Source organism: Variovorax sp. FW305-3-2-15-B-LB1 (assembly GCF_058787635.1).
Map to the genome: position 1 here is coordinate 39,163 of NZ_JBYSZY010000035.1, position 17,561 is coordinate 56,723.

The following is a 17,561-nucleotide window of genomic DNA, read 5'->3' on the forward strand; positions in this document are numbered from 1 at the left end:
AATTGTCCCTCAACCGGCCTGGCGCCATAGACCGCGCGGCAGGGTCGAGATTGCGCGGCCTGCGGGGCGTGAATACGGGCTAACCCTTAGTATCGGCAGGCGATCCGACCCGGATCGCCCCCTCAGGCCTTCCGCGCCGCCCACCCGGCGGACGCGGCCAGGCGATTCTTTCGTCGGCGTGCCACGCTCTGCCCCTATCCGGTTCAAGGCAGGCGAGCGGCCACGATACCCCTGCTGCCATGACCTCAGAAGCTACCTACACGGACGGCGCCACGCCCGCTCCGGCGCGCACGCTCGATGCGCGCGACTACAAGACCCTGGCCCTGTCCGCCCTCGGCGGCACGCTCGAGTTCTACGACTTCGTCATCTACGTCTTCTTCGCGACCGTGCTGGGCGCGCTGTTCTTCCCCGCCGACATGCCCGACTGGCTGCGCCAGCTGCAGACCTTCGGCATCTTCGCGGCGGGCTACCTCGCGCGGCCCGTGGGCGGCATCGTCATCGCGCACTTCGGCGACCTGCTGGGGCGCAAGCGCATGTTCACGCTGTCGATCTTCCTGATGGCGGCGCCCACGCTGGTGATCGGCCTCTTGCCCACCTACGCGAGCATCGGTGTCGCGGCGCCCCTGCTGCTGTTGGCGATGCGCGTGCTGCAGGGCGCGGCCATCGGCGGCGAGATGCCCGGCGCCTGGGTGTTCGTCGGCGAGCACGTGCCGGCCAAGCGCTACGGCTTCGGCATCGGCACGCTGACCTCGGGCATCACCGGCGGCATCCTGCTGGGCTCGCTGGTGGCCGTGGCCATCAACCGCCACTACTCGCCGGAGCAGGTGAACGACTTCGCCTGGCGCATTCCCTTCATCCTGGGCGGCGTGTTCGGGCTGTTCTCGGTCTACCTGCGGCGCTTCCTGCACGAGACGCCGGTCTTCAAGGAGCTGGCCGGCCGCAAGACGGTCGCCCGCGAGCTGCCGCTGCGCACGGTGCTGCGCGAGCACCGCCTGGCGAGCGTGTACGTGGGGCTGCAGACCTGGGTGCTGTCGGCCGCGATCGTGGTGGTGGTGCTGTACACGCCCACCTACCTGCAGAAGGTGCACCACATTCCGGCCGCGCTGGCGCTCGAGGCCAACGCGCTCGCCACGCTGACCCTGACCATCGGCTGTGTGATCGTCGGCTGGGCCAGCGACCGCATCGGCACGCGCGCCGTGATGCTGATCGGCTGGGGCGGTCTCTTTGCCACCGCCTACCTGTTCTACACCGGGCTGCCCGGCACGCCGGCCACGCTGTTCTGGCACTACGGGCTGGTGGGTCTCTTCGTGGGCACCATCGCCACGGTGCCGATCGCGGGCGTGCGGGCGTTTCCGGCGCCGGTGCGCTTCACGGGGCTTTCGTTCGCCTACAACATGTCTTATGCCGTCTTCGGCGGCCTGACGCCGGTGATCCTCACGCTCTGGCTGCAGCACGACACCATGGCGCCGGCGCACTACGTCGCCGCGCTGGCGGCGCTGGGCTTCCTGCTGGCCCTGTTGCCCCTGGCCGCACGCGGCCACCCGATGCGCGATGGCGCGCCGGCCACGGGGAGCGCGACAATGTCGCGATGAGCACCACACGCCACGAACTGCTTCACGCATTCGACCTGCTGCTGGCCCCCGGGCGCTTCAAGGATTACGGACCCAACGGCCTGCAGGTCGAAGGGCGCACCGTGGTCCGCAAGATCGTCTCGGGCGTGACCGCCAGCCGCGCGCTGATCGAGGCCGCGATCCACGCCGAGGCCGATGCCATCTTCGTCCACCACGGCCTGTTCTGGCGCGGCCAGGACGGCTGCGTCACCGGCTGGATGAAGCAGCGCCTGGGCCTGCTGCTGGGTGACGACGTCAACCTCTTCGCCTACCACCTGCCGCTCGACGCGCACCCCGAACTGGGCAACAACGCGCAGCTCGGCCTGCAACTGGGGCTCGTGGCGCACCCGGGGTCGGCAGGACGCTTCGGCGAACAGGAGCTGGGCTTCCTGGGCGCGCGCGAGAACGGCGAGAACTTCGCCAGCGCCAAGGCCCTGGCGACCCATGTCGAGAAGGTGCTGAAGCGCCCCGTCACGCTGGTCGACACGGCCCACCGCCCGATCAAGAACATCGCGTGGTGCACGGGCGGCGCCCAGGGCTACTTCGAGGCCGCCATTGCGGCCGGCGCCGACGCCTTCATCACCGGCGAGATTTCCGAGCCGCAGACGCACTACGCCCGCGAACTGGGCGTGGCCTTCCTGGCCTGCGGCCACCACGCCACCGAGCGCTACGGCGCGCAGGCCGTGGCGGCCCATGTGGCGGCCCAGCTCGGGCTGAAGCACGAATTCATCGACATCGACAACCCCGCATGAAGGCGCCGATCGCGATCACGCTCGGCGACCCGGCGGGTATCGGCCCCGAGATCATTGCCAAGGCCTTCCGCGACGCGCCCGATGCCGTGCGCGGTGCGTTCGTGGCCGGCGACGTCGGCACGCTGCGAAAAGCCTCGCAGGCGCTCGCGGCGCCGGGGCGGCTGGCGTGGCCTGTCGTGGAGATCGCCAGCGTCGCTGAAGTGGTTGCCGTGCCGCCGGGGTGCATCCCGGTGCTGCAGGTGATCGCGTCGCCGCAGGGCATCGTGCAGGGGCGCATCAGCGCCGAGGCCGGGCGCGCCGCCGGCGACTGTGTGGTGTGGGCTGCGCGCGCCGCATTGCGCGGCGAGATCTCGGCCCTTGTCACCGCGCCGCTGCACAAGGAAGCGCTGGCCGCGGCCGGCTTTCCGTACCCCGGCCACACCGAGCTGCTACAGGCCGAGGCCGCCGCCCATCTGGGCCGCACCGTGGCCGACGTGCCCGTGCGCATGATGCTGGCCAACGACGAGCTGCGCACCGTGCTCGTGAGCATCCACATGTCGCTGCGCGACGCCATCGAGGCCGTGCGCTTCGACGGCGTGCTGGACACGCTGCGCATCACCCATCGCGCCTTGACCCACGCGCTCGGCCGGCCGCCGCGCATCGGCGTGGCGGGGCTCAACCCGCACGCGGGCGAGGGCGGCCTGTTCGGTTCGGAAGAGCGCACCGTCATCGCGCCGGCCATCGAGGCCGCACGCGCCGAGGGCATCGACGCCCACGGGCCCCATGCGCCCGACACCGTCTTCATGCGCGCGCGCGCCAAGGCCGGCGTGCCGTCCAGCGGCGAGTTCGACGTAGTGATCGCGATGTACCACGACCAGGGCCTGATCCCGGTCAAGTACCTCGGGGTGGAGAAGGGCGTGAACGTGACGCTCGGGCTGCCGCTGGTGCGCACCAGCCCGGATCACGGCACCGCGTTCGACATCGCGGGCCAGGGCGTGGCCGATGCCTCGAGCCTCGTCGAGGCGCTGCGCATGGCGCGAACGCTGGCCGGCGCCTGAGCGCGCGGCCAGTAAGAAAAGCTCAGGGGCGCTTCAGGCTGTCGCGGATTTCGCGCAGCAGCGTGATGTCTTCCGGCGTGGCGGCCGGCGCTGCGGGCGCGGCCTCTTCGGTCTTGCGCAGCTTGTTGATCTGCTTGACCATGATGAAGATGATGAAGGCGAGGATCACGAAATTGACAGCAATCGTGATGAAGTTGCCATATGCCAGCACCGGCACGCCGGCCTTCTTCAACTCCGCCAGCGTGTTCGTCACGCCCGGCGGCACCGTGCCCAGGATCACGTAGAGGTTCGAGAAGTCGAGCTTCCCGAACACCATGCCCACCAGCGGCATGATGATGTCGGCCACGAGCGAGTCGACGATCTTGCCGAACGCCGCCCCGATGATCACGCCGACGGCGAGGTCGATGACGTTGCCCTTGACGGCAAACTCCTTGAATTCACTGAGGATGCTCATGATTCAGAAAGGGTGCTGAAGACCTGCTGTTGAAAGGGGTGCCAGTATGCCTGCGGAAGCGGGAGGGCAAGACGGCGGCGCGGCGGGTGATGCTGGACGGCAACTGAGGCATGACCGCTGGCGGCTCTTACCTGGAACGGACGGAGGGTACCCAGTCTCCGTAGCCAAACCTTGCCGACTACGCTTTGGAACGTCTTGTTTCCAATTTCGCGGGATGGGTAGAACCGGTCGGATACGCCGTGTTTTGCTCTCGAAAAGAAGGCAAAACGGCGCCGTACGAGCATTCCGGAAGCATCCTGGAACGCAGGCAAAGCCCCATTGACAGTGCACTGCACTGGTACGATGAGAGGGGAGCAGTGGGGAGCGGCCGCGCGAAATCGACCTTCAAGACTTCTGTCTTTCAGAGCGCATCCGGCCCGAGTGCGCCGAGTTCTTGCGTGACCCCGCGATGAATTCTGCACCTTTGTTGCCTGAATTTGCCAGTTTCAGCGCGACTATAGCTGTTCAAATTTTTACATAAATGGTGCCGCGTAGTGGCGGCGATCACAAGTGTTTGAAAAAGAAGCGCGATACAAGAGAGCGGATGTGCGAGCCTCGCATGCCTCCGGGAATTGCTGTTCTTTCGCCGCTTCGTTGTTGATACGACTGACTGACTTTCAAGGGACCTGAATTGAGAAGAGATGCGAAAGCCCTCGCGTGGGTAGCGCTTGCCGGCGCGGTATTGCTCCAAGGCTGTGCCGTGGTGCCCGGCATGGGTTCGGTGGAGCCTTACGAAGCGGGTGGCGAGCTGCCGTCACAGTTCCGCTACCTTCCCGATGAAGCGCCTGAAGGCGAAATCACTCCGATCTCGCTGGCGCTGGTGCGTACGCTAGCGGAGGTGTCGCCCAAGGGGGTACCGCCTGAGGTGCAGGCGCTATTCGGTAAAGGGGCTCGCTACACCATCGGGTCGGGTGATGTCGTGGGCGTCATCGTGTACGACCACCCTGAGTTGCTGCCCAATGCGGGTGCTGTGATTTCGCAGTCGGCCGACCCAACTGGTGTGCAGGTGGCGCCAGGTTTCATCGTCGATGCGGATGGTGAGATTGCCTTTCCCTACATCGGTCGCGTGCGCGTGGCAGGTCTGAGCGAAGGCGACGCTTCTGACCTGATCGGAAAGCTGCTGCGGCCGCATGTTCGCGATCCGCAAGTGACGGTGCGCATCCAGTCCTTCAGAAGCCGGCGCGCTTATGTGGAAGGCGAAGTGCGCGTTCCGGGGTCTCAGATCTTCACTGATGTGCCCATGACGCTGAACGAGGCAATCAACCGCGCCGGTGGCATGACGGCCAATGCCAATCGCGCGGCCGTTACGCTCATTCGCGATGGCCGCTCAGTCCCGATCGACATGACCCGGCTGCGTGAGGCTGGCTATGACGGGAACAACATTCCCCTCAAGAACGGCGACACCGTCCGCGTGGCACACCGCGAAGACTCCAAGGTATTCGTCATGGGCGAAATCATGGCGCCTGTTGCCTTGTCCATGCGCAGCAATGGCCGCTTGAGCCTGAGCGAGGCCTTGGGTGAGGCGGGAGGTCCGATGACGACCACTTCCAATGCCGGCCAGATCTACGTTGTTCGCCAAGGCGCGACCGGCGCGCCAGCCATATTCCATCTGAACGCCAAAAACCCGGCGACGATGGCTCTAGCCAGCCAGTTTCGGTTGCAGTCGCAGGACGTCGTGTATGTCGACCCGGTGCCGCTGGTCAAGTGGAACCGCGTAGTCAGTCTTATTTTGCCTTCGGCATCGGTAGTTAACAACGCCAGCGAGGTGTACGTCAGGCATCGCTAACCAATGGATCTGCTGCGCTTCTTGGTGGAGAGTAATTTGCGTTAAAGAGAAAAAATGACGAGTGCAACTGCGCGAAATTAAAAAAGATGGGAATTTTTAACCTGAATCGAGCGTTGAATATTGCCTTGCGTGCTGCAACCCTAGCTAGTCGTTTTTTTCTAATTTTTTTTCTGGCTCGATTTCTTGAGCCGGTTCAATTTGGTTTGTACGGCCTGCTTGCTGCCACCATTGGCTATTCTTTGTATTTACTGGGCTTCGATTTTTATACGTTTACAACTCGCGAATTACTCAAGCGAGAGCGTAGAGAATGGGGTGGTCTGCTGAAGGATCAAGGCGCGCTGTCGTTGGTGCTATATGCTGTCTTCATACCTCTGCTAAGTCTTGTATTTATTACGGGTATGCTACCTCGAAATCTATTGGGGTGGTCCCTTGTGTTGCTGATTCTTGAGCACGTGAATCAAGAATTAAGTCGTCTGCTAGTCGCTATTTCTGAACAACTCTTGGCCAGCGTAATACTCTTTCTTAGGCAAGGAACGTGGGCTATTGCGATTGCCGTGCTCATGACTATAGAGCCCGCAACAAGGTCATTAAGTTACGTGCTTGGTGCGTGGACGGTGGCAGGGGTGATTGCCGTTTTGGCTGGGTCTTATCGGCTTGCGCAACTTGGTATTGGCGGATGGCATAAAGAAATAGATTGGAAATGGATCGCCGTCGGCCTTAAAGTTTCTATCCCATTGTTGGCCGCCACGCTCGCGATTCGAGGGGTTTTTACTTTGGATCGTTACTGGCTTCAATCTCTGGGTGGCCTGGAAATTGTGGGGGCCTATGTTCTTTTTATGGGGGTTGGCGGAGCATTAATGACATTTCTTGATGCGGGCGTTTTTGCTTTTAGCTATCCCGGGCTAATTAGCGCTCATCAAAAACAGCAGCCCGAGGTATTTCGTGAAAATTTTCGCATGTTGCTGATACAAACGAGCGTGCTCTCTGCAGCTTTTTCTGTGGTGAGCTTGTTTTTGCTTCCGCTTTTGCTGGCTTGGCTCGCGAATCCACTCTATGCCGCACAACAGTATCTTTATCCATGGGTTCTGATCAGTATGGTTCTTTATGCCTTGGGCATGGTCCCGCATTACGCGCTTTACGCTCAAGGGATTGACCGCCCCATCATCCACAGCCACATCGCCAGTCTTGTCGTGTTTATTGTGGCTACCTGGGCGTTTTCCCTGCGCTGGCCACTGCTGGCCGTCCCACTTGGTTTGTGCGTAGCTTTCGCGCTTGTTCTTGTCTGGAAGGCGTGGGCTTTTTTTAAATTGACACCGTTGCATTACCGTTTCGCACAAGCGTGACTGACTGAATTGAAAGTCGCGCTTATATGAAATTAAAGAAGATATAGAAAGCTGCCAGTTCATGATTCCTTACGGTCGCCAAGACATTCATCAAGCAGACATCGACGCAGTGGTGAAAGTCCTGCACTCAACCAACCTCACGCAAGGGCCTGCAGTGCCGCGTTTTGAGCAAGCCGTGCTCAAGCATTGCAAGGCTAAACACGCTTTGGCCGTTAACAGCGCGACGTCCGCATTACATATCGCCTGCCTAGCGCTTGACCTTGGTCCCGGTGACTGGCTATGGACTACCCCTAACACCTTTGTCGCTTCCGCCAATTGCGCTTTGTATTGTGGTGCCCAAGTCGATTTCGTCGACATTGACCCGCGCACCTATAATTTGTGTCCAAAGGCGTTGGAGCGAAAACTGATTGCTGCGAAAAAAATAGGTCGCTTGCCAAAAATTGTGGTGCCGGTTCATTTGTGCGGGCAGCCTTGCGAAATGCAGGCGATTTATGCACTCGGGCAGAAATTTGGGTTCAAGATAATTGAAGACGCTTCGCATGCGATTGGCGGAAAATATAAGGATGAACCGATCGGAAATTGCCGCTTTAGCGACATTACCGTTTTCAGCTTTCACCCGGTCAAAATCATAACCACCGCCGAAGGCGGGATGGCTTTGACAAACGACGACAAATTAGCTGAGCGTCTTGGCCTGCTGCGCAGCCACGGCATTACTCGCGACCCGGTGCTAATGACTAAAGGTATGGATGGTCCTTGGTACTATCAACAGGTCGCACTGGGCTATAACTACCGCATGACGGACCTCCAAGGCGCGCTGGGCGCTAGCCAGATGGATCGTCTGGAGCAATATGTTGCTCGCCGTCATGAATTGGCCAAGCGTTACGACGAGCAACTAAAAGATCTGCCAGTGACTATCCCATGGCAGCATCCGGATGGTTACTCGGGTCTGCACTTGTACGTTATTCGCTTGCAATTGGACAAGATCAGGAAAACGCATCTGCAGGTGTTTGAGGCCCTACGGGCACAAGACATCATTGTTAATCTGCATTACATCCCGATTCACACCCAACCCTATTATCAGAAGATGGGTTTCGCGGTCGGCGAATTTCCGGAGGCCGAACGCTACTACGCTGAAGCCATAAGCATTCCCATGTACCCTGCCATGACTGAAGTGCAGCAGGACGAAGTCGTCTGTTGTTTGCGAGAAGCGCTTGGAGCATGAGGCTTGCCATCATTCCTGCGCGCGGTGGCAGCAAGCGCATTCCGCGGAAAAATATCAAGCCATTTTGCGGTAAGCCCATGATCGCTTGGCCGATTGAGGTGGCGCTACAAAGCGGCTGTTTCGATCAGATCGTGGTGTCCACAGACGACGCCGAGATCGCCGAAGTCGCTCGCCAGTATGGCGCGCAAGTACCGTTTATGCGACCGGCAGAACTCTCTGATGATCACACCGGCACCACCGCAGTCATCGCACATGGCATCGACTGGTTCGCCGCGAGGGAGCAGGCGCCCGTGCAGGTTTGCTGCGTGTACGCAACTGCCCCGTTCATCAGTGCTGACGACCTTCGCCGAGGCCTTACCGTGCTGGCTGAAACAGGCAGCGATTACAGTTTTTCGGTCACCAATTACGCCTTCCCCATCCAGCGTGCCGTCCGCATTAATGCCACTGGCCGGATCGAGATGTTCGATCCCGCGAACTTCGGTGTGCGATCACAGGATCTCGAAGAGGCGTATCACGACGCAGGCCAGTTCTACTGGGGTCGCGCGGACGCTTGGAGACAGGGGAAGCTGATATTCGGTCCGGGGGCCGTACCGGTCATGTTGCCCCGGCATAAGGTGCAAGACATCGACACTCCCGAAGACTGGACCCGGGCTGAATGGATGTTCAAGGCCCTGCAAGCGGAAGCCAACGGCGCATAGCAAGCATGAAGATCGCTTTTCGCACCGACGCCTCCCTACAGATCGGCAGTGGTCACGTTATGCGCTGCCTGACGTTGGCTGATGCGCTCAAAGCTCAAGGCGCGGATTGCCACTTCATTAGCCGCGAGCACCCCGGTCATTTGCTGGAAGTCATTCGCCAGCGCGGTCACGAGATAAGTTGCCTAGAAATGTATGGGCAGAATTCGCAAGGCATTCCAATAAGCCAAACGAAAAAAATCGGGGACCCGCAGCGGGGACCCGCGCACGCCGCTTGGCTGGGCAGCACTTGGCAGAATGATGCGCGAGACACGGCCTCCATCCTCGCGAGTCTGAAACCCGAGTGGCTGGTCGTGGACCATTACGCCCTTGACCACCATTGGGAAGAGGTGATCGCGCCGCACCATCGCCAGTTGTTGGTCATCGATGATCTTGCAGATCGGGTCCATCACTGCGATCTGCTGCTCGATCAGAACCTGGGCAGGCGGCCGCAAGACTATACCGCTTTGGTGCCACCGCTTTGCGAGCTTCTAATCGGTCCGCACTTTGCACTTTTGCGCCCGGAGTTTGCCGCCTTGCGGTCCTACAGCTTGCAACGCCGTCGGGCGCAGCCCGCCTTGCGACATCTGCTCATTTCGCTGGGAGGGGTCGATCAACCCAACGCTACCGGACTGGTGCTCCAAGCGCTTCGCACCTGCGCCCTGCCCCTGGAGTGTCATATCACTGTGGTAATGGGTTTGACGGCGCCTTGGTTGCAAAACGTTCGAGAACTAGCGATGCAAATGCCATGGCCGACCGCAGTGGTGGTCAATGTCGACGACATGGCCCAGCGCATGGCCGACAGTGATCTGGCAATTGGCGCCGCCGGCAGCACGTCGTGGGAGCGGTGCTGCCTTGGTCTGCCGACATTGATCGTGGTGTTGGCCGAAAACCAGCGAGCTGGGGCCCAAGCCTTGGCAGCGGCACACGCGGCCCGTCTGATGGGAGCTGCAGGTGATATCGCTGCACAACTCCCCGAAGCTATACAGGAATTGATCGATCCAAGGCGCGCGGCAAATCTAAGCCTCGCCGCAAGTGCAGTCACTGATGGGCGAGGCATTGAAAAAATAATGAAGGCAATGGGAGTAGTCGATGCCTGAGTCGATTCCGGTTTCTTCTCGTATTCGGGCCATGATCCATGCCGATCTGGCGCTTGTGCTGGATTGGCGCAATCATCCGAAAATTCGACGGTATATGTACACTCAGCACGAAATTACGCTAGCTGAACATCAAGGCTGGTTCGAACGCTGCTTGCCGGATCCAAGAAAGCATTTGTTGATTTTTGAAATCAACCAACAGCCTCTGGGGTTCGTGAGTTTTGGTGAGACGGGAATCGGTGGTATCGCCAATTGGGGATTTTACGTTGCGCCAGATGCACCTAAAGGAAGCGGGCAGCAGCTTGGTCACGCAGCACTCAGCCATGCGTTTACTGAACTGAAACTGCAAAAAATAAGTGGCGAGGCATTGGCGTATAACCAGCGCTCTATTCGGTTTCACCAAAAACTCGGTTTCCAAGAGGAAGGAATTCTGCGTGACCAGCACTTCGACGGCTATCAATATAGCCACGTCATCTGTTTTGGGTTGCTACGCAGTGAATGGCAATCAAGAATCTGACACAAGAGAGAATACCATGTCGAATTTCCCTAGTATCACCATTGCAGGTCGGCGAATTGCTACTGATGAGGTGCCCTACGTGATTGCCGAAATGTCCGCCAATCACAATGGCAATATTGAGACCGCATTCAAACTCATTGAGGCCGCTAAACAGGCTGGCGCTGATGCCGTCAAATTGCAAACATACCGCCCCGACACTATAACGCTTGACTGCGACACGGAAGATTTTTGCATTCGCGGCGGACTATGGGATGGTAGGACGCTGTATGAACTCTACGAGGAGGCCCACATGCCATGGGATTGGCACGCTCCGTTATTTGCGCACGCTCGTAAACACGGAATTACCATCTTCAGTTCGCCTTTTGACAATACCGCCGTTGATCTGTTGGAAGATCTGAATGCTCCAGCTTACAAAATTGCATCTTTTGAAGCCGTTGATATTCCGCTCATTAAATACGTCGCCAGTACGGGCAAACCCATGATTATTTCTACCGGCATGGCGGACGCGGAAGAGATTAAGGAAGCCATCGACGCTGCGCACGAAGGCGGTTGCAAAGAATTGGCCATCTTGCATTGCGTCAGTGGGTACCCCGCGCCTTCGAATGATTACAACCTGCACACCATCACCGACATGATCCAGCGCTTCGGCCTGACTGTCGGTCTTTCTGACCATACGTTAGACAACACAACCGCTATTGCTAGTGTGGCTACCGGTGCGTGCATCATTGAAAAGCATTTCACTTTGGACCGCAATGGCGGCGGGCCGGACGACAGCTTTTCTCTTGAGCCCGTCGAACTGGCTGCTTTGTGCAATGACAGCAGGACGGCTTGGACTGCACTCGGACGGGTGGACTATGGTCGAAAATCCAGTGAGCAGGGTAATGTGAAATTTCGACGCTCATTGTATTTCGTGCGGGATTTGAAAGCCGGTGAAATAATTTCTGCAGATTGCATGCGTAGCGTAAGGCCAGGTTTTGGGGTCTCGCCTCGCATGTATGAAAAAATTATTGGGCTTAAATTGAACTGCGATGTGCAAAAAAATACCCCAGTAAAAATTAATTACTTTGATCTGCCGGTAGCGTCTGATTTTTATGAAAATAAAATATCATAACGTTGCTCAAATAATTCCGGCTGCATATGTGCTGCTATATTTTCTTAGATTTTTGTTTGACGAATCTGTTGCATCGTCAATTGCAGCAGTTCTTGGTGTCTTAGGTGTCTTGTCGGCCTTTGTATTTTTTCGAACTCAAAATAAGAAAAGATCAGAAACTGCGCTCGGTTTTTTGATTTTGATGTTGGCGATTGGGATTTTCAATGCAGGGCTGAGCAAAAATGACGTTGCAATTTCTTTGCTTCAATCGCTCACGTACTCCTGTGCTGCACTGTCTTTTTTTTGTGTTAAATTGAATTTAAGGCTATATAAATCGATGCTATTGATTTTGGCTGGGTATTTTCTATTCCAGATGATAATTGGGACAAATCCAAATGAAATGTTTCTGATTAGCCAAAATTATGTTTCGATAATTTTCATCTTGTCTTTGTGCGTGTACTATGTGGCTTGTGATCAAAATGGAAAAAGGCCCGAAATCTATCCGGCCTTGATTGGAATTGCAATATGCATCTGGGCGGGCGGACGAAGCGGAATTTTATCCGTGGCAATGCTGGCTTTGGCAACAATGTTTTTTTTAAGGAGAATGAATCGTACCTGGTTGATTGTTGCCTTGTTGTTTTGTGTGTCCGTTTACGTGGCGATATTGAATGTTGAAATTCTGGGGGATTTCTATGGTCTTGAGCGGCTTGCACGCCTCGGCCTTGTGGATGTGCGAGATGAAATAAATGCAGCGTATGTTCAAAGAATTTCTACGTCTTTTTACGAGCTATTTTTCGGTGCGCCGCTAAACGAGATTTCAGAAATAAGTGTGCTGGGCGGGAATCCCCATAATTCATATATCCGCCTTCATACGCAATACGGTGCAATTGGATTTGTGTTGTTGCTTGGGATGCTCGGGTGGGGGTTATTTCGCGCCATGATTGGCGGCGCATATATTTTTGTGGCGATTGTATTTGTATCCATGTTGAGAATCTCTTCGGATATCGCGGCGTTCCATGGGCCGTTGGATCTTATTTTGTACTACGGAATTTTTGCAACCCTATTTGGTCTAGGTCTGGGCGAGCGAAAATATAAACTCTTTAATGAGTGAGGATGAGTTTCGTTGTCGCGAAAATGGCTATGAGTAATTTCCTGATTAAAGAAAAATTCGATAATTGCATCTACTCTGCATACAATTTAATTTCTGATCTGAATTTTAATTTCAATTTGAAGTTGAAGAATAGGTTGAGGCGCAACTCTGATTTTGAAAATATTCATCACGGTCGCAGATGCTTCATCTTGGCGACGGGCCCCTCAATTAACGAGCTTACTGCGGAGGATGTTGAGGGGGTGGGCCGTGAGATCACCATCGGCGTCAATTCCATGTATAAGTCAAAAAAATTGGATCGACTTATTCCGAATTACTACGCGCTGCTCGACAACCATTATTGGGGGCTGAGTTCCGGTGAGTTCGCTGAAGTGGCAAGAAAATATGCTGCAAATCCACCAACTTTTATTACCGATATTAGAGCAGCGGAAATTGCGTCGGCCGCGATACCCGACGTTCAGCATATTTGCTTGCGTGCGAAAAATTACCCAATTAATAACATGAGATACGATCCGACAGGAAATATGTCGATTGCAATGAATGTTGTGGGGTCGTCGATATTGTTGGCGATTTATATGGGGTTTAAAGAGATTTATTTGCTCGGCTGCGACTTTAATTCTTTTTGCATGCAAAAAATGGCACACTGCTATGACGATACGGAAGAGTTAAATGGATTGCCCACATTCAATCTGTCATTTTATTTGAAATACTATCACATAACAGCTGAATTTCATTATCTGATTGCGCGCTTGGCCAAGGAGCAATCAATCCGCATAGTGAATTTGTCTGAAAAAAGCCTATTGGATGCTTATCCTCGAGGGGACCTGAGAAAGGCACTGAGGTTGCAATGAGAAGTCTTTCTAAAATTCGAGTATTTATAAGAAAGCACATTCCTTATGAAATATACAGAAATGTGATGTGCCGCATAAAAATATGGCGATATGGCCTCGAAAAAGTGCACAAAACATTTCTCGTGACCGGATCATCGGTAATTTCAAGGGATTTTGTTGCTGGCTCAAATGGGTTTATGGCTTCAGGTTGTCGAATTTGTCCCGGAGTGCGTGTTGGCCGTTTTGTAATGTTCGGCCCGGATGTGGCAATATGTGGCGGGGATCATATATACGATAAGCCGGGTGTTCCAATGATTTATGCGGGAAGGCCTGAGCCAAGATTGACAAATATCGGCTCCGATGTGTGGATAGGGCAGGGAGCATTGATTATGGCTGGTCTGACAATTGGAGATGGCGCAATTATTGCGGCCGGATCGGTGGTGACCCGAGATGTTCCCGCGTATGAAGTTTTTGGGGGAGTGCCCGCAAAAAAAATCAAGAGCAGATTTAGAAATTTAGATGAAGTTGAAATTCATAAATCTATGCTCAAAAAATCGAACTTTGATGGCGTCTATTGCGAACCTATAGAACTGAATAGTCATGAAATTTAGCGATAAAGCACTACTTTTGACCGGCGGTACCGGCTCCTTCGGGAATGCTGTCCTCCAGCGTTTTCTCTCTACGGATATTGCTGAAATTCGCATCTTCAGCCGTGATGAAAAAAAGCAAGATGACATGCGCAAGCGCTACCACCATCCTCGGCTTAAGTTCTACGTAGGGGACGTACGCGATGCGCGTAGCGTGGCATCCGCAATGCGGGGCGTGGACTACGTTTTTCATGCCGCAGCGCTCAAGCAGGTTCCGTCCTGTGAGTTTCATCCCATGCAGGCTGTGCGCACTAATGTATTGGGTACAGAGAACGTGCTTGAGGCCGCCATTGCAGCAGGCGTGAAGCGGGTGGTATGCCTGAGCACCGACAAAGCGGTGTACCCCATCAACGCTATGGGCATATCCAAGGCCATGATGGAAAAGGTAATGGTCGCTGCCAGCCGCAATTTGGAGGGCACGGGAACCGTAATTTGCGGTACTCGCTATGGCAACGTTATGGCCTCGCGAGGCTCAGTGATTCCGCTGTTTGTCGATCAAGTTTTTGCTGGGAAGCCCATTACTGTGACGGACCCTGCAATGACACGTTTCATGATGACTTTGGCCGATGCGGTGGATTTGGTGCTATATGCGTTTGATCACGGGAATAATGGTGACATATTTGTGCAGAAGGCCCCAGCAGCTACGGTGGAGGTGTTAACTCGGAGTATTTTGGAATTGATGGGAAAACCCGATCATCCGGTGCATGTGATGGGGACACGGCACGGGGAAAAACTCTATGAAGCGCTGCTGAGCCGTGAAGAAATGGCTTGTGCCGAAGATATGGGGGACTATTTTCGGGTGCCGCCTGATGGGCGTGATTTGAATTACGCTAAATTCGTCGATCAAGGCGACACTCGCTTGACGCAAAGTGCGCATGGCGACGAGTACAACTCGCATAACACCGATCGGCTCGACATGGGGGGCATGAAGAAGTTACTGCTCAAGCTAGATTTCATGCAACGAATCGCGCGTGGTGAGCGGGTTTTGGCGGAAGACTGAACGTATGAAGGTTTTGATCACTGGGGCCGACGGCTTCATCGGGAAGAATCTGCAACTGCACCTAGCTGAGCGCAAGGATGTGGAGATGGTTTGTTATACCCGGGGCAATAAGGCCGCTGATCTTCCCGCTCTGTTGCAAGGGGTGGGCTTCGTTTTCCATTTGGCGGGGGTTAACCGGCCACAGGATCCGCAAGATTTTTATAAAGGCAATGTGGACTTAACGCAAGCACTGTGCGACGCCATCGTCGCTACAACTAATGCTACCGGTGTGGCAGTGCCTGTAATTTTCACGTCGTCAACACAGGCTGCATCCAATAACCTATATGGCCATAGCAAGCGTGGCGCGGAAGATGCGTTAGTTAATTTGGCCCGCATTCACCAAGTGCCGGTACATATATTCCGGTTGCCAAACGTATTTGGCAAATGGTGTAAGCCGAACTACAACTCTGTGGTAGCCACGTTTTGCCATAACATCGCGCGCGGCTTGCCAATTCAGATAAACGATCCGGCTGCGGCGGTCACATTGGTATATATCGACAATGTGATTGAGCGCTTTGTGCAATTGATGGATGGTGCCAACCCGGCTGTGGACACAGACGGTTTTTCTATCGTAGCGCCGGAATACACCACTACTGTGGGCGAGTTGGCGCATCAGATTCAGGCGTTTAAAGAGAGTCGCGCCACTCTTATTACAGAGCGCGTAGGTACTGGCTTGATGCGGGCGCTTTATGCAACCTACGTTAGCTATCTTCCGGTCGAGCAGTTTGCTTATCTGGTGCAGCAGCATAGCGACGCTCGCGGCGTCTTTGTCGAGATGTTAAAGACTCAGGACAGCGGTCAGTTTTCGTTCTTCACGGCTCATCCCGGTATCACACGGGGCGGGCATTACCACCACACGAAGACCGAAAAATTCTTGGTAATCAAAGGAGATGCTCTCTTCAAGTTTCGACACACGCAAACGGGGGAAAGGCACGAACTGATCACCAGTGGAGAGCGGTCCCAGATTGTTGAAACTATTCCCGGCTGGACGCACGACATTACCAACATCGGTTCTGACGAGATGGTTGTGATGTTGTGGGCAAATGAGGTTTTTGATCGCGCTCGTCCCGACACATTTGCGTGCACCGTTTAGGGAAGCAGTAGCCATTTCTACGATGAAAAAACTCAAAGTCATGACCGTGGTCGGTACCAGGCCCGAGATCATTCGCCTGTCGCGCGTACTGGCCAGACTGGACGAGCATTGCGACCACGTGCTGGTGCATACTGGCCAAAACTACGACTACGAACTCAACCAGGTCTTTTTCGACGATCTGGGCGTGCGTAAGCCCGACCACTTTTTGAACAGCGCGGCCAACGCCACCAGCGCGGCGCACACCATCGGCAATCTCATCATCGTGGTCGACCAAGTGCTGGGCGAGGTGCAGCCCGAGGCGATGCTTGTCCTGGGTGACACCAACAGCTGCCTCTCGGTGATTCCGGCCAAGCGCCGCAAGATTCCGATTTTTCACATGGAAGCGGGCAACCGTTGCTTCGACCAGCGCGTGCCCGAGGAGACCAACCGCCGCATCGTGGACCACACTGCGGACGTCAACCTCACTTACAGCACGATCGCGCGCGACTACCTGTTGCGCGAAGGGCTGCCGCCAGATCTGGTCATCAAGACCGGCAGCCCGATGTTCGAGGTGCTGACGCATTACCGCCCGCGCATCGAGGCGTCCGATGTGCTGGACCGGCTTGGCCTGCAGGCTGAGCAGTACTTCGTGGTCAGTGCCCATCGCGAAGAGAACATCGAATCGCCGCAGTCCTTTGCCAAGCTGGTGGCGGTGCTCAATGCCGTCGCCGAAGACCACGACCTGCCGGTCATCGTCTCGACGCACCCGCGCACGCAAAAGCGCATCGATGCTACGGGCGCTCGCTTTCATCCGCAGGTGCGGCTGTTGAAGCCGCTGGGCTTTCACGACTACGTGAAGCTGCAGCTCTCGGCGCGCACCACGTTGTCCGACAGCGGCACGATCAACGAGGAGTCGTCGATCCTGAATTTTCCGGCGCTCAATCTGCGCGAGGCGCATGAACGGCCCGAAGGGATGGAAGAGGCCGCCGTGATGATGGTGGGCCTCGAGGTGGAGCGTGTGCGCCAGGGGCTGGCGATTCTGGAGAGCCAGCCGCGAGGCGATGCGCGCGGCTTGCGTCAGGTGGCCGACTACAGCATGCCCAATGTGTCGGACAAGGTGCTGCGGATCGTTCACAGCTACACCGACTACGTGAACCGCGTGGTCTGGAAGAAGTACTGACGTC

General features: G+C 56.1%; 17 protein-coding genes. 16 read left to right on the plus strand and 1 reads right to left on the minus strand.

The window, feature by feature from the left end; all coding sequences use genetic code 11:
- Window positions 1–239: 239 nt before the first annotated feature.
- From AC3WQR_RS20670 to pdxA, 3 genes are read left to right on the plus strand one after another with little or no spacing between them, the layout of a single operon-like run.
- Window positions 240–1,592, plus strand: a complete 1,353-nt coding sequence (locus AC3WQR_RS20670; RefSeq protein ID WP_492743319.1) for an MFS transporter — start codon at window positions 240–242, stop codon at window positions 1,590–1,592.
- On the plus strand, window positions 1,589–2,362 hold the full coding sequence (locus tag AC3WQR_RS20675) for a Nif3-like dinuclear metal center hexameric protein (RefSeq protein ID WP_492743320.1): 774 nt from the start codon (window positions 1,589–1,591) through the stop codon (window positions 2,360–2,362). Before AC3WQR_RS20670 ends, AC3WQR_RS20675 begins: the two co-directional genes overlap by 4 nt.
- The gene (gene pdxA, locus AC3WQR_RS20680; protein WP_492743321.1) at window positions 2,359–3,399 is read left to right on the plus strand and encodes a 4-hydroxythreonine-4-phosphate dehydrogenase PdxA; all 1,041 of its coding nucleotides are present in this window, start codon (window positions 2,359–2,361) and stop codon (window positions 3,397–3,399) included. Before AC3WQR_RS20675 ends, pdxA begins: the two co-directional genes overlap by 4 nt.
- A 22-nt stretch (window positions 3,400–3,421) precedes the next feature.
- Here the strand turns inward: pdxA and mscL are convergent, their stop codons facing one another.
- On the minus strand, window positions 3,422–3,853 hold the full coding sequence (mscL, locus tag AC3WQR_RS20685; protein ID WP_062473649.1) for a large conductance mechanosensitive channel protein MscL: 432 nt from the start codon (window positions 3,851–3,853) through the stop codon (window positions 3,422–3,424).
- A gap of 751 nt (window positions 3,854–4,604) precedes the next feature.
- Here mscL and AC3WQR_RS20690 point away from each other — a divergent pair.
- The 13 genes from AC3WQR_RS20690 to wecB all read left to right on the plus strand — a co-directional run bounded on the left by AC3WQR_RS20690 (window position 4,605) and on the right by wecB (window position 17,557).
- Window positions 4,605–5,678 carry a polysaccharide biosynthesis/export family protein gene (locus AC3WQR_RS20690; RefSeq protein ID WP_492743344.1) on the plus strand — a complete coding sequence of 358 codons (1,074 nt, stop codon included), beginning with the start codon at window positions 4,605–4,607 and terminating at the stop codon, window positions 5,676–5,678.
- Window positions 5,679–5,764: 86 nt separating this feature from the next.
- The gene (locus AC3WQR_RS20695) at window positions 5,765–7,021 is read left to right on the plus strand and encodes a lipopolysaccharide biosynthesis protein (RefSeq protein WP_492743322.1); all 1,257 of its coding nucleotides are present in this window, start codon (window positions 5,765–5,767) and stop codon (window positions 7,019–7,021) included.
- A gap of 61 nt (window positions 7,022–7,082) precedes the next feature.
- Window positions 7,083–8,243, plus strand: coding sequence for a UDP-4-amino-4,6-dideoxy-N-acetyl-beta-L-altrosamine transaminase (gene pseC, locus AC3WQR_RS20700; RefSeq protein ID WP_492743323.1), 1,161 nt, complete (start codon window positions 7,083–7,085; stop codon window positions 8,241–8,243).
- Entirely contained in the window at window positions 8,240–8,941 is a 702-nt protein-coding gene (gene pseF / locus AC3WQR_RS20705; protein WP_492743324.1) for a pseudaminic acid cytidylyltransferase, read from the plus strand. Before pseC ends, pseF begins: the two co-directional genes overlap by 4 nt.
- A gap of 5 nt (window positions 8,942–8,946) precedes the next feature.
- Window positions 8,947–10,077, plus strand: a complete 1,131-nt coding sequence (gene pseG, locus AC3WQR_RS20710; RefSeq protein ID WP_492743325.1) for a UDP-2,4-diacetamido-2,4,6-trideoxy-beta-L-altropyranose hydrolase — start codon at window positions 8,947–8,949, stop codon at window positions 10,075–10,077.
- A complete protein-coding gene (pseH, locus tag AC3WQR_RS20715; RefSeq protein WP_492743326.1) occupies window positions 10,070–10,591 on the plus strand; it encodes a UDP-4-amino-4,6-dideoxy-N-acetyl-beta-L-altrosamine N-acetyltransferase in 522 nt (173 codons plus the stop codon). Before pseG ends, pseH begins: the two co-directional genes overlap by 8 nt.
- Before the next feature lie 16 nt (window positions 10,592–10,607).
- Window positions 10,608–11,702 carry a pseudaminic acid synthase gene (pseI, locus tag AC3WQR_RS20720; RefSeq protein ID WP_492743327.1) on the plus strand — a complete coding sequence of 365 codons (1,095 nt, stop codon included), beginning with the start codon at window positions 10,608–10,610 and terminating at the stop codon, window positions 11,700–11,702.
- The gene (locus tag AC3WQR_RS20725) at window positions 11,683–12,792 is read left to right on the plus strand and encodes a hypothetical protein (RefSeq protein ID WP_492743328.1); all 1,110 of its coding nucleotides are present in this window, start codon (window positions 11,683–11,685) and stop codon (window positions 12,790–12,792) included. The genes pseI and AC3WQR_RS20725 overlap by 20 nt, the downstream gene beginning before the upstream one ends.
- 2 nt (window positions 12,793–12,794) lie before the next feature.
- Window positions 12,795–13,640: a motility associated factor glycosyltransferase family protein gene (locus AC3WQR_RS20730; protein ID WP_492743329.1), complete on the plus strand. Its 846-nt coding sequence runs from the start codon at window positions 12,795–12,797 to the stop codon at window positions 13,638–13,640.
- Window positions 13,637–14,230 carry an LbetaH domain-containing protein gene (locus AC3WQR_RS20735; protein ID WP_492743330.1) on the plus strand — a complete coding sequence of 198 codons (594 nt, stop codon included), beginning with the start codon at window positions 13,637–13,639 and terminating at the stop codon, window positions 14,228–14,230. The genes AC3WQR_RS20730 and AC3WQR_RS20735 overlap by 4 nt, the downstream gene beginning before the upstream one ends.
- Complete coding sequence (locus AC3WQR_RS20740; RefSeq protein ID WP_492743331.1) at window positions 14,220–15,266, plus strand: polysaccharide biosynthesis protein; 1,047 nt, start codon at window positions 14,220–14,222, stop codon at window positions 15,264–15,266. Before AC3WQR_RS20735 ends, AC3WQR_RS20740 begins: the two co-directional genes overlap by 11 nt.
- Window positions 15,267–15,270: 4 nt before the next feature.
- Window positions 15,271–16,398, plus strand: coding sequence for a UDP-2-acetamido-2,6-beta-L-arabino-hexul-4-ose reductase (wbjC, locus tag AC3WQR_RS20745; protein ID WP_492743332.1), 1,128 nt, complete (start codon window positions 15,271–15,273; stop codon window positions 16,396–16,398).
- Between the two features lie 22 nt (window positions 16,399–16,420).
- Window positions 16,421–17,557 carry a non-hydrolyzing UDP-N-acetylglucosamine 2-epimerase gene (gene wecB / locus AC3WQR_RS20750; protein WP_492743346.1) on the plus strand — a complete coding sequence of 379 codons (1,137 nt, stop codon included), beginning with the start codon at window positions 16,421–16,423 and terminating at the stop codon, window positions 17,555–17,557.
- Window positions 17,558–17,561 lie beyond the last annotated feature (4 nt).